This is a genomic window from Acinetobacter sp. AS5, from assembly GCF_048957595.1.
In the GTDB taxonomy this organism is placed as follows: Bacteria; Pseudomonadota; Gammaproteobacteria; order Pseudomonadales; family Moraxellaceae; genus Acinetobacter.
This window is the reverse complement of the sequence record NZ_JARDAL010000035.1, coordinates 1-11,264: the sequence shown is the minus strand read 5'-3', so window position 1 is coordinate 11,264 and position 11,264 is coordinate 1. Positions and strand designations below refer to the sequence as shown.

At 45.3% G+C, this 11,264-nt stretch carries 11 protein-coding genes and 1 tRNA gene; 5 read left to right on the top strand and 7 right to left on the bottom strand.

Annotation, left to right across the window (positions count from 1 at the left end):
* Positions 1-126 precede the first annotated feature (126 nt).
* The 3 genes from PV763_RS11850 to tpiA form a co-directional block, all read right to left on the bottom strand.
* Positions 127-211 (bottom strand) — tRNA-Leu (locus PV763_RS11850).
* 53 nt (positions 212-264) lie between these two features.
* Positions 265-594 (bottom strand): preprotein translocase subunit SecG, encoded by a 330-nt coding sequence (secG, locus tag PV763_RS11845; protein WP_420937887.1) that lies wholly within the window; start codon positions 592-594, stop codon positions 265-267.
* A gap of 13 nt (positions 595-607) precedes the next feature.
* The gene (tpiA, locus tag PV763_RS11840; RefSeq protein WP_420937886.1) at positions 608-1,399 is read right to left on the bottom strand and encodes a triose-phosphate isomerase; all 792 of its coding nucleotides are present in this window, start codon (positions 1,397-1,399) and stop codon (positions 608-610) included.
* A 277-nt stretch (positions 1,400-1,676) separates the two neighbouring features.
* On the opposite strand from tpiA, the gene pilB reads away from it, so the two are divergent.
* Genes pilB through coaE form a run of 4 tightly spaced genes read left to right on the top strand, consistent with a single transcriptional unit; the run spans position 1,677 to position 6,108 of the window.
* Positions 1,677-3,386, top strand: a complete 1,710-nt coding sequence (gene pilB / locus PV763_RS11835) for a type IV-A pilus assembly ATPase PilB (RefSeq protein ID WP_420937885.1) — start codon at positions 1,677-1,679, stop codon at positions 3,384-3,386.
* Positions 3,387-3,417: 31 nt separating this feature from the next.
* A complete protein-coding gene (locus tag PV763_RS11830; protein WP_222110693.1) occupies positions 3,418-4,647 on the top strand; it encodes a type II secretion system F family protein in 1,230 nt (409 codons plus the stop codon).
* A complete protein-coding gene (locus PV763_RS11825; protein WP_420937884.1) occupies positions 4,647-5,507 on the top strand; it encodes a prepilin peptidase in 861 nt (286 codons plus the stop codon). Before PV763_RS11830 ends, PV763_RS11825 begins: the two co-directional genes overlap by 1 nt.
* A gap of 1 nt (position 5,508) precedes the next feature.
* Positions 5,509-6,108 carry a dephospho-CoA kinase gene (gene coaE / locus PV763_RS11820; protein ID WP_420937883.1) on the top strand — a complete coding sequence of 200 codons (600 nt, stop codon included), beginning with the start codon at positions 5,509-5,511 and terminating at the stop codon, positions 6,106-6,108.
* An 18-nt stretch (positions 6,109-6,126) separates the two neighbouring features.
* Here coaE and PV763_RS11815 read toward each other — a convergent pair whose 3' ends face one another.
* The 3 genes from PV763_RS11815 to PV763_RS11805 all read right to left on the bottom strand — a co-directional run bounded on the left by PV763_RS11815 (position 6,127) and on the right by PV763_RS11805 (position 8,267).
* Positions 6,127-7,053: a DMT family transporter gene (locus PV763_RS11815; protein WP_420937888.1), complete on the bottom strand. Its 927-nt coding sequence runs from the start codon at positions 7,051-7,053 to the stop codon at positions 6,127-6,129.
* A 6-nt stretch (positions 7,054-7,059) separates the two neighbouring features.
* Positions 7,060-7,809, bottom strand: a complete 750-nt coding sequence (gene rlmB, locus PV763_RS11810; protein WP_005101440.1) for a 23S rRNA (guanosine(2251)-2'-O)-methyltransferase RlmB — start codon at positions 7,807-7,809, stop codon at positions 7,060-7,062.
* 134 nt (positions 7,810-7,943) lie between these two features.
* The gene (locus PV763_RS11805) at positions 7,944-8,267 is read right to left on the bottom strand and encodes a pyrimidine/purine nucleoside phosphorylase (RefSeq protein ID WP_004281089.1); all 324 of its coding nucleotides are present in this window, start codon (positions 8,265-8,267) and stop codon (positions 7,944-7,946) included.
* A 442-nt stretch (positions 8,268-8,709) separates the two neighbouring features.
* Between PV763_RS11805 and recN the strand changes: the two genes are divergently transcribed.
* On the top strand, positions 8,710-10,371 hold the full coding sequence (recN, locus tag PV763_RS11800) for a DNA repair protein RecN (RefSeq protein WP_180076075.1): 1,662 nt from the start codon (positions 8,710-8,712) through the stop codon (positions 10,369-10,371).
* An 86-nt stretch (positions 10,372-10,457) separates the two neighbouring features.
* Here recN and PV763_RS11795 read toward each other — a convergent pair whose 3' ends face one another.
* Complete coding sequence (locus PV763_RS11795; RefSeq protein ID WP_420937882.1) at positions 10,458-11,201, bottom strand: CsgG/HfaB family protein; 744 nt, start codon at positions 11,199-11,201, stop codon at positions 10,458-10,460.
* Positions 11,202-11,264: the final 63 nt, after the last annotated feature.

Genomic DNA, 11,264 nt, shown 5'->3' with positions numbered 1-11,264 from the left:
GCGGGAGCTGGATTTGAACCAACGACCTTCGGGTTATGAGCCCGACGAGCTACCAGACTGCTCCATCCCGCATCAACAGAAGTTTTTTCAGCTGCATACACCAACTTAAATTTCTGGATTATAAGTTGGTGCGGAAGGGGGGACTTGAACCCCCACGCCCGAAAGCACTACCACCTCAAGGTAGCGTGTCTACCAATTCCACCACCACCGCAGCTGTGACGCATTCTAGTCGTATCACTGAAAAAAAGAAAGGATTAATTAAAACTATTCGGTCGTTTCTGGTGCAGTTGGTGAAGTTTTATTCGATTGTACAGGTGTGGTCGGCGCAGACTGAACCGATCCCAAACTATAGGCATTCGAGGTTTGTTGCTTGGCTAAAATCGCCAAAGTCAGACTGGTTACGAAAAACAGTGCAGTAAAAATTGCAGTCAAACGGGTCATGAAATTACCCGAACCCGATGCTCCAAATACTGTCGCTGCACCACCACCGCCGAAAGAGGCACCAGCATCTGCACCTTTACCATGCTGAACCAAAATCAAGACAATCATCAAAACAGCTAAGATAATATGTACTACCAGCACAAAAGTTTGCATGCTCAACTCCTAATTATTGTGTATTTGCAAATGCATGAGCAATTTTATGGAACGACTCAGCATTGAGTGATGCACCACCGACCAATGCCCCATTGATATCTGGGCAGGCTGCTAACTCTACTGCATTTTCCGGCTTGACACTACCACCATATAGAATCGCCATACTCTCGCCATAGCCCGTAATCTGGCTTAAACCTTGACGGATTTGTGCATGCATGGCCTGTGCATCTTCAGGAGAAGCTGTTTTACCGGTTCCAATTGCCCAGATCGGTTCATAAGCAATCACGATATTTTTCCATTGTTCGGCTTCAACCACAGCAGCGATATCACAAATTTGTTGCAATACTACAGTTTCTGCCTGCCCTGCTTCACGTTGTTCCAGGCTTTCACCGACACAATAAATTACCGTCAAACCAGCACTTAAAGCATTTTTGATTTTAGCATTTAAAATATCAGTATTTTCCGCAAATATTTCACGGCGCTCAGAATGACCTACCAGTACATACTGGATTTGGCTGTCTGCGAGTAATTCAGCACTGACTTCACCGGTATAGGCACCCGTTCCTGAAATACGTGAAACATCTTGTGCTACAGTATAAATCGGACGAACCGCAGATGACAGCTCTGCCTGAATCTGACTTAAGGCAATGGCAATCGGTGCCACACCTAAATAACATCGATCTTCGGCAATTGGCGCAGTTTCCAGCAAATTCTTAATACCACGCACCAAGCTCAATGCCTCTGCCTGCACCGGATTCATTTTCCAGTTACCTATCACCCAAGGGGTAATCGTCGAAACCGACATAATTAACCTATTTCATTTACATATTTTGAATTGGGCACATTCTACACGGAATTGGAAAATTAAAAGAATAGTTTTCTTATCACTCATTCTCGGTTTAGACTATCCAAAATGGTTATTTTTTGTTATCACTTAAAAAAATGGGGACTTCTTCTAACCAGTTCATGCTTTTACTGGAGATGAGGAAGCTAGCGGCACTCTTGGCTATGGTATTTTTACGTAACAAACGTATAATTTTAGTATAGCAATTAAAAGAATTTGATGAGTAGGCATTTATAGCATGACAGCATTACAGGGGTCGCCAAGATTTACCGGATTTATTCGTCGTTTGGTCGAGGAAGGCGTCATCTCAGCTGAAGATATGCGCAGTGCGTTGGCGCATGCCAAACAAGAAAAAGTCGATATTGTGGCTGAGTTAATTAACCAGCAGCAGCTTTCTCCGACCGTCATTGCTGAAACGATTTCAGTGGAATTTGGCGAACCGTTGTTTGATATCAGTGCCTATGATCCTGCCCAAATTTTGCGCGATGCGATTGATGAAAAGCTGATTACCAAGCATCGCATCCTGCCGATTTTTAAAAATTCCAGTATTTTATATGTTGCAACCAGCAACCCGACCAACATCGAAGCGATTGATGCAGTCCGTTTTTCGACTAAACTCAATATTGAAACCATTATTGTTGAACACAATAAACTTGAAAAACTGATCGAGCAGAATTTTACCGAAGAAAGTACCTTTGAGTTTGATGAAGATTTCGATCTGGATGTCGATATCGACACCTCAGATCCAAATAAAGAAGATGAAGAAAGCAATAAAGGTGATGAAGCACCAATTGTCAAATATATTAATAAATTGCTGATTGATGCGATCCGTATGGGCGCTTCAGATCTACACTTTGAACCTTATGAAAAAATCTATCGGGTACGTTACCGGGTCGATGGTGTTCTACGTCAGATTGCAACCCCGCCCTTACAGCTGGCAAACCGCCTGTCTTCGCGTCTTAAGGTTATGTCGCAAATGGACATTTCGGAAAAGCGTGTACCGCAAGATGGTCGTATTAAGTTAAAACTTTCTAAGAATAAAGCCATTGATTTCCGTGTTAACTCTCTCCCTACCCTGTTTGGTGAGAAACTGGTACTGCGTATTCTAGATCCCTCCAGCGCGATGCTGGGGATTGATGCTCTGGGCTATGAACCGGAACAAAAAGAACTGTTTATGCAGGCGCTGGACAAACCGCAAGGGATGTTGCTAATCACCGGCCCGACAGGTTCCGGTAAAACCGTTTCACTGTATACCGGTCTGAATATCTTAAACCGTGAAGATACCAATATTTCGACAGCGGAAGATCCGGTCGAGATTAACTTGCAAGGGATTAATCAGGTTAACGTCAACAATAAAGTTGGCCTAACCTTCTCTGCCGCACTGAAGTCATTCTTACGTCAAGACCCGGATATCGTCATGGTCGGTGAGATCCGGGATCTGGAAACTGCCGAGATTGCGATTAAAGCGGCGCAGACTGGTCATATGGTGATGTCGACGCTGCATACCAATAGTGCGCCTGAGACCTTGACCCGTTTACGTAATATGGGGGTACCTTCTTTTAACATTGCCACCTCGGTGAATCTAGTTATTGCACAACGACTGGCACGTCGCTTGTGTTCGCAATGCAAGAAACCTGCCGATATTCCACAACAGAGCTTATTAGAAATGGGCTTTACCGAAACGGACCTGCAGCAACCTGAGTTCCAAATTTATGAACCGGTGGGCTGCAATGAATGTCGCGAAGGCTATAAGGGTCGTGTGGGTATTTATGAAGTTATGAAAGTAACACCCGAAATTTCCAGAATTATTATGGAGGACGGCAATGCACTTGAAATTGCCGATGCTTCCGCACGTGCAGGTTTTAACAATTTACGCCGGTCAGGTTTAATCAAGGTGATGCAGGGGGTGACTTCTTTACAGGAAGTCAATCGTGTCACCAGCGAATGATCGGGCGCTGATCTAAAATAAGGATAAAGGTATGGCAGCAGTAAAGAAAGGCCAGATGATGCCGATCTTCAGCTATGAAGGAATTGATCGTAAAGGGGCAAAGATCAAGGGGGAATTGCCAGCAAAAAATATGGCTTTGGCCAAGGTCACCCTTCGAAAACAAGGTATCAGCATCAAGACCATTCGGGAAAAGAAAAAAAATATTCTCGAAGGCTTAATGAAAAAACGTGTCAGCACACTGGATATCACCATTTTTACCCGACAATTGGCGACCATGATGAAAGCCGGGGTACCACTGGTACAAGGCTTTGAAATTGTCGCAGAAGGTCTGGAAAATCCGGCGATGCGTGAAGTTGTACTAGGAATTAAAGGTGAGGTTGAAGGCGGTAATACTTTTGCCGGAGCACTGCGCAAATATCCACAATATTTCGACAACCTATTCTGTTCGCTGGTCGAGTCAGGTGAACAGTCCGGTGCGCTGGAAACCATGCTGGATCGTGTCGCGATCTATAAAGAAAAAAGCGAACTACTCAAGCAAAAAATCAAAAAAGCCATGAAGTATCCGGCTGCAGTAGTCGTAGTTGCATTAATTGTGACCATTATTCTGATGGTGAAAGTGGTCCCGGTTTTCCAGGATTTATTCTCTTCATTTGGCGCGGATCTGCCGGCTTTTACCAAAATGGTGGTGAATATGTCGGAATGGATGCAAAAGTACTGGTTCCTGCTGATTATTGCCATTGGAGCTGTGATTACGGCTTTTCTGGAAGCCAAAAAACGTAGTAAAAAATTCCGCGATTTTCTGGATAAAGCTGCCTTGAAAGCGCCGATTTTTGGTGATCTGGTTTATAAAGCGATTATCGCACGTTATAGCCGTACCCTGGCCACCACCTTCGCAGCTGGTGTCCCTCTGATTGACGCGCTGGAATCTACCGCGGGTGCCACCAATAACGTGGTCTATGAAGATGCCGTCATGAAAATCCGTGAAGATGTTGCCACTGGCCAGCAATTACAGTTTGCCATGCGCGTGACCAACAAGTTCCCGTCTATGGCAGTGCAAATGGTCGCCATTGGCGAAGAATCAGGTGCACTGGATGCCATGCTGGACAAAGTCGCGACACATTATGAAAATGAAGTCGACAATGCTGTAGATGGCCTCACCTCTATGATGGAGCCGTTGATTATGGCAGTCTTGGGTGTACTCGTCGGCGGCCTGGTCATTGCCATGTACCTTCCAATCTTCCAAATGGGTTCTGTGGTTTAATGCAAGATCTTATTCAGTATTTCAGTCAAAACCCGACCGCGCTATATATCGCAGTTGGGCTTTTTAGTTTATGTATCGGTAGTTTCCTGAATGTAGTGATCTACCGGACCCCCAAGATGATGGAACAGGAATGGCGTCACGATTGCCAGCTGTTCCTGCATCCTGAACAGCCGATTATTGATGAAAGCAAATTAAGTTTAAGCAAACCGGCTTCAACTTGTCCCAAGTGTCATCAAACGATCCGCTGGTACCAGAATATTCCAGTCATCAGCTGGCTGCTCTTGCGTGGCAAGTGTGGCAACTGCCAGAATCCGATCAGTATCCGCTATCCATTTATTGAGCTTCTGACCGCGGCCTGTGCACTGATGGTTGTAGCAGTATTTGGTGCAACGCTGCAAATGCTGTTTGGCCTGATCCTGACCTATGTACTGATTGCACTAACCTTTATTGATTTTGATACTCAGCTATTACCCGACCGTTATACCCTGCCCCTTGCCGCGCTGGGTCTGGGCGTGAATAGTTATGCACTTTATACCTCACCCGGCTCTGCCATCTGGGGCTATATCATTGGTTTCCTGTGTCTGTGGGTGGTGTATTATGTATTTAAAATCGTTACCGGCAAGGAAGGTATGGGCTATGGCGATTTTAAACTACTTGCTGCCCTGGGTGCCTGGATGGGACCGCTGTTACTGCCTTTAATTGTACTGCTGTCTTCTCTGGTCGGTGCGATTATCGGGATTATCCTGCTGAAAGTCCGCAAGGAAAATCAGCCTTTTGCCTTTGGTCCCTATATCGCGATTGCCGGCTGGATTGCTTTTCTCTGGGGTGAGCAGATTATGAAAGTGTATTTAGGTCAATAAAGTGAAATTTATACTTGGATTAACCGGCGGGATTGGTAGTGGCAAGTCTGCTGCCAGTCAATGGTTTGAAGCACAAGGCATTGTCGTGGTCGATGCCGATGTGGTGGCACGTGAAGTGGTCGAAATTGGACAACCAGCACTGGCCCAGATTGAGCAGGCTTTCGGTGCGTGGGTCTTGCTTGAAGACGGCTCACTGGATCGGCGTGGCTTGCGCGAGCATATTTTCCAGTCTCCCGAAGCACGTAAGACGTTGGAAAATATTACCCATCCCGCAATTCGCACCTCGATTATTCAGCAGTTGCAGGCCGCACAAAGTCCCTATGCCATTCTGGTTTCACCACTACTGTTTGAAACCGATCAGCATCAACTGACTCAACATACTTTACTGATTGACGCCACCATCGAGCTGCAAATTGAACGTGCCTCACAACGTGACGGCCAGAACATCGAGCAAATTCGTAATATCATTGCCGTACAGATGTCCCGTGAAAACAAGCAGGCCATGGCCGATGATATCGTCCTGAATGATGGTCATCTGCAGCATCTGTATGCCCAGCTTCAAGGATTACATGAAAAATATTTAAACATGGCAGCCGCTTGAAGCATAAAAAAAGCAGTCTTAGTGAGACTGCTTTTTTTGTTCTGCCAGTTTTTGGGTCAGGCTATCCTGATGTTGCAGCCAGCGCCAGGGCTGTAAGGCACCAATTGCCATCCCCAGCAAGCCACAGACCATCGCCAGGCTTAACGGTTCATTTAATAAAGGCACAGCCAGAATCGCAGCAATAAAAGGTGCCAGATTGGTAATACTACCTGCCTTAAATGCACCGAGACGTTTAATTGCCGCTACATAACTTAATGTGGCAATGATCACCACAAACACCCCATGAAAGATGGTCTGAAATAGCAAATGCTGTGGTTCAGGCACACTCAGGTTTTTTGGCAAAAATAGCAGATAAATGGGCAGATAGACCACTGCTGACCAGATCGCCACACCGCTCATTGCCTGCCATGCAGTTAACTGATATTTACGCAATAAAACGGTAAAAATGGCCCAAAGTATAGCACTGATAAAAAACAGCCCGTCCCCTGCCCCAAAGGCCACACCAGTTTCCCGATACATCAGCATACTCATGAGACACAGTACTACGATCATAATGATCAGGCTGGCCCAGGTATGTTTATCAAAAGCCTGCCCCATCAGAAAAAAAGCCATGATCGCGGTACAGATCGGAATACAGCCATTCAAGAAAATTGCAGCATGGGCGGTAGGTGCGTAGTGAAAAGCACTATAGGCAAACAGGCAATAAATCACCCCGCCAATCATCGCCAGAATAAAAGGCTCTTTTTTCAGTAAAAAAGCGGCCTCTTTACGATAGAGCAAGATCGGCATCAGAATCAGGAATGCCAGAGAAAAACGCAAAGCCACGATATCCCAGGCACTGATCTGCCAAAGCGCATTCAAGCGGGCCGTTAAGGTAAAACCGCCCCAGATGCACATGGTAACAACTAAAAAAACATAGCCTTGTGTACGATCTGACAATGCCATCATCAATTAAAGATTACGCTGACGGCAGGCTTCATACAGCGCCATACCTGTAGCCACACTGACATTCAGACTTTGCAGATTACCTGCCATCGGAATATACACGGTCTGATCACATTGGCTTTGCGTAATTGGACGTAGGCCAGTATCTTCCGCGCCCATCACTACACAAACCCCGGTACCAGTGAAATCAAAATTCTGGATCGGCAGCGCTTTTTCATCCAGCATGGTACCAACAACACGAACATTAAAATCTTCTTTGATTTGACCCAAAGTACGCGCCAGATTAGTGACCTGAATGAATTTGACTTTATCGGCACCACCAGCAGCCACTTTACGTGCTGTTGGGGTCAAGGTTGCAGAACGATCACGTGGCGCAATCACTGCCTCAACGCCCATTGCAGCGGCTGTACGGATACAGGCGCCGAGATTGTGCGGATCGGTAATATGATCCAGAGCCAATAACAACGCTTGAGGATTTGCACTCAAGAGTGATTCAAGATCTTTTTCATTCAGGGTCGGATGAGCACGAACTGCGGCTACGACCCCCTGATGAAAGGGTTGGCCAGCCAATTTTTCCAGTTTGTCACGGCTGGCTTGCTGCACACTGATCCCAAACGGTTCAGCCAGTTCCAGTACACGCTTTAAACGCTGATCATCGCGTCCTTTGAGAGTGAATAATGTCAAGACACGTTCAGGCTCAAGCTCTAACAATGACTCCACTGAATGTACGCCATAAAAATATTCAGGTTTTGCCATGAACGACCTCTAGATTAGTTATATACAAAAGAAAAATCCCGTAAAGCTGACTTCACAGGATTTCTATAGCTGATTAGTTTAACCGATTCGCACTGAAATTTCTTGCCCGGTTTACACTGATCTTGAATCTGGACTTAACCTTCAAAATGGCAGACATAGTCCAGCACATCATCGGTTTCGATTTTAAAACGGCTATTGCCCGGCACATAGAAAGACTGTCCCGCACGGAACAACTCACTTTCTTCGCTATCGCCAATCTGAACACGGCATTCACCTGAAACAATTTCCATGCGCTCAGGAACATGTGTTTCAAAGGTCAAGGCATTTTCTGATGGCAGAATGACACCCAAAGTTTTTTTGGTCCCGTCTTCAAATTGTACAATGTGGCTAATACACAACCCGCCGAAATATACATTAGATTTTTTAAGTACCGATACATGATCAAACTGAGCTGACATGCGATTTCTCCAGATAAAGCATTTTGTAATATTTTGATTGCTGTAGTTTAAATGTGCACCCTCAACTAATCAATCGAAGTTTGTCGGCGTCGATCAAATATTCTGTATCACCTGAACCCCTTCTATTTACAGCATGTTTTGGCCTGTATTTTGCTGATAGATAAACTTAAGTTTCGATCTGCACGCGCTCTTTTAAAAACAGGCTCAATTGAGTCTTTAATTTAAAGATTGGGGATGTCAAAAATATGAAAATCAGCAGTGAATTAACATACTTCTGAGTCAGCTTCTTGCGAAAATACAGTGAAATAAGCATATATGAATCGTTAAAATTTAAGATAGAATGAAATTGATTCGTCCTGATTTATAATAATCACAGCCATGTTGTGACCCAAATCCAACATCAGGCTATTTCAATCAAACTTTTCGCAGCCCGGATGCGTTTATGCTGACACATTTAACTCTGATCAATTTTGCTTTAGCCGAGCATCTTGCTATTGATATTGATAAAGGTTTTAACGTTTTAACCGGTGAAACCGGTGCAGGTAAATCCCTGTTACTGGATGCATTGTCTGCCTGTCTGGGTGAGCGAACCGATACCAATTATGTGCGTTATGGTACGGAAAAGGCGGATGTCACCGCCAGCTTCAGCTATCAGGAACACAGTCCTGAAGCAGCCTGGTTGAAAGAGCATGAGCTGGATGATGAATCAGGTGAAATTCATTTACGCCGGGTGATTTTTGCCACCGGCCGTAGTAAGGCCTGGATCAATGGACGTCCGAGCAGCCTGTCTGAACTGAAAGAAATTGGGCGTTTACTGGTACAACTCTATAGCCAGCATAGTCAGCAACAATTATTAGAACCACCTTATCCGAAGCACTGGCTGGATCGTTATTATCATTTTTATGCGCCGGCTCAAGCAGTACGTGATGCGTATAGCACTTGGCAGAAAAATATTCGTCAGCATCAGGCAGCGCTAGATGCACAAGCGACCCGTAAGCAACGCATGGAAACCTTGGAACTGCAGCTAGAAGAACTGGAAGACATTGTTCAGACGGATTATCAGGAGATTGAACAGGAATTTGACCGGCTTTCCCATCATGAAGCGATCATGCAGGACTGTGTCTATAGCCTGAATAGTCTGGATGAAGGCGAACAGAATATTTCCCAAGAACTGGCTTCCATTCTACGTCGCATGGAATCACATGCCGGTCGTAGCGAACAGCTTTCCGGAATTTACACCTCCCTGCTGAATGCCCAAAGCGAACTTGAAGATGCAGCAGCGAATTTACGCCAGTTTATGGATCGGCAGAGTTTTGATCCGGAACGCATGGAAGTACTAAATTCGACTTTAGAAATCTTCCATCGTCTGGCACGTAAATATCGTACCCAGCCAGAATTACTCAAAGAAGAATATGAAGCCTGGCAAACCGAATTAGAACAGCTGCATCAACTGGAAGATCCGGAAACACTGGCTGAACAGGTCGCGGTTTCTTATCAGGAGTTTCTGGATAAAGCCCAACATCTGGATCAGATTCGCCGTGAAGCCGCAGCACCGTTGGCCAAGCAGCTCACTGAGCAGGTCAAACAACTGGCATTGCCTGAAGCACATTTTGAGTTCAAGTTTGAGCCTTTGGAGCATCCCTCTAGTGAAGGTCTCAGCTTTATTCAATTGCTGTTTACTGCCAATAAAGGCATTCCGGCACAGCCTTTGGCCCGGGTTGCATCAGGCGGTGAACTCTCGCGTATTGCGCTAGTGATGCAAGTCATGAATGCGGAAAAAACCGAAGCTGAAGTGCTGGTCTTTGATGAAATTGATGTCGGGATTAGTGGTGGTACCGCAGAGATTGTCGGGCGTTTACTGGCCGATCTGGCCCAGCATGTACAGATTCTGTGTATTACCCATCAGGCACAAGTGGCAGCACAATCTGATCAGCATCTACTGGTAAAAAAACAGCAGACTGATCCTGCCAGCAGCACAATCATTGACCTTGAGGAAAATGAAATTATTCAGGAGCTTGCAAGAATGACAGGCGGTGTAGAGATTAGTGAAACCACCTTGCAACATGCCCGCCAGTTACGTCAGCTGAAATTTCAGCAGGCTTGAGCTACTTGTAAAGCGACACATAAAAAATCCCTGCATTTAGGTCAGAGATTCTTTATGTGTTAAAAATCATTCGAACTAATATTAACTTACCATTTTACAGGTTGATCGCTTGAACCTGGCGTCATTTCATAGCCCGGTGATGAATCATAAGATTGACCAGTCTGCGACTGTACAGGCTGTAATTTTAAGCCCTGTAAAATTTCCGGGTTTAAGCCCTGAGCAATTTTATCCGCCGTACTGTCATTTAAACTATTGGTCAGAATATTCTGTGTCATTAAATTAGACAGAGTTCGATTGAAAGTGCCCGCTGCTACCACTTTACTGGTATTGGCTTCAATGACACGCCAGCTTAAACGCACTTGTTCAGCGCCGGCATTCAAACCATACATTTGCTGATGGCTGGCACTAGACAGATCATTAATTCGTCCCACCAGTAAATAGTCTGCTCCAACTTTCTGACCGATACGCGCCAGCTCATGCGGTGCACCATCCCAATACAGGAATGCATTTTCAGACTGCATTTCATCCAGATAATGACGATCTACCACACTCAACTGTCCGCTTTGAGCCAGATAATTTCCTAAAGTATCGGATAATTCCTGACTAAACTCATAGGCAGATGTGTCATTGGCCAGTCGGTTATTTTTCTCGGCCATCTGGAATGGCAATACTGCAATCCTGCGCAAATGCTGGTCTTGTACAGTCGATTCAAACTTCACCACATGTGCGCGAACTTTGGCACGGTAATTATTTTTTGCACCCGTCACACTCAGCACCTGAAACTTGGTCACTGAACCTGAACCTTGATTTGCCACACGGCTTTGTTGCACAAAGATTTGAAATGCAAAGCGCCCCTAATTGAGCCAAATTTAAGGCGTAACTTGGGTAAGTGG

Bases quoted from the DNA above. Each gene is read 5' to 3' on its own strand.
- secG (WP_420937887.1), bottom strand. From the start codon at position 594: ATGCAAACTTTTGTGCTGGTAGTACATATTATCTTAGCTGTTTTGATG.
- tpiA (WP_420937886.1), bottom strand. From the start codon at position 1,399: ATGTCGGTTTCGACGATTACCCCTTGGGTGATAGGTAACTGGAAAATG.
- pilB (WP_420937885.1), top strand. From the start codon at position 1,677: ATGACAGCATTACAGGGGTCGCCAAGATTTACCGGATTTATTCGTCGT.
- PV763_RS11830 (WP_222110693.1), top strand. From the start codon at position 3,418: ATGGCAGCAGTAAAGAAAGGCCAGATGATGCCGATCTTCAGCTATGAA.
- PV763_RS11825 (WP_420937884.1), top strand. From the start codon at position 4,647: ATGCAAGATCTTATTCAGTATTTCAGTCAAAACCCGACCGCGCTATAT.
- PV763_RS11815 (WP_420937888.1), bottom strand. From the start codon at position 7,053: ATGGCATTGTCAGATCGTACACAAGGCTATGTTTTTTTAGTTGTTACC.
- rlmB (WP_005101440.1), bottom strand. From the start codon at position 7,809: ATGGCAAAACCTGAATATTTTTATGGCGTACATTCAGTGGAGTCATTG.
- PV763_RS11805 (WP_004281089.1), bottom strand. From the start codon at position 8,267: ATGTCAGCTCAGTTTGATCATGTATCGGTACTTAAAAAATCTAATGTA.
- recN (WP_180076075.1), top strand. From the start codon at position 8,710: ATGCTGACACATTTAACTCTGATCAATTTTGCTTTAGCCGAGCATCTT.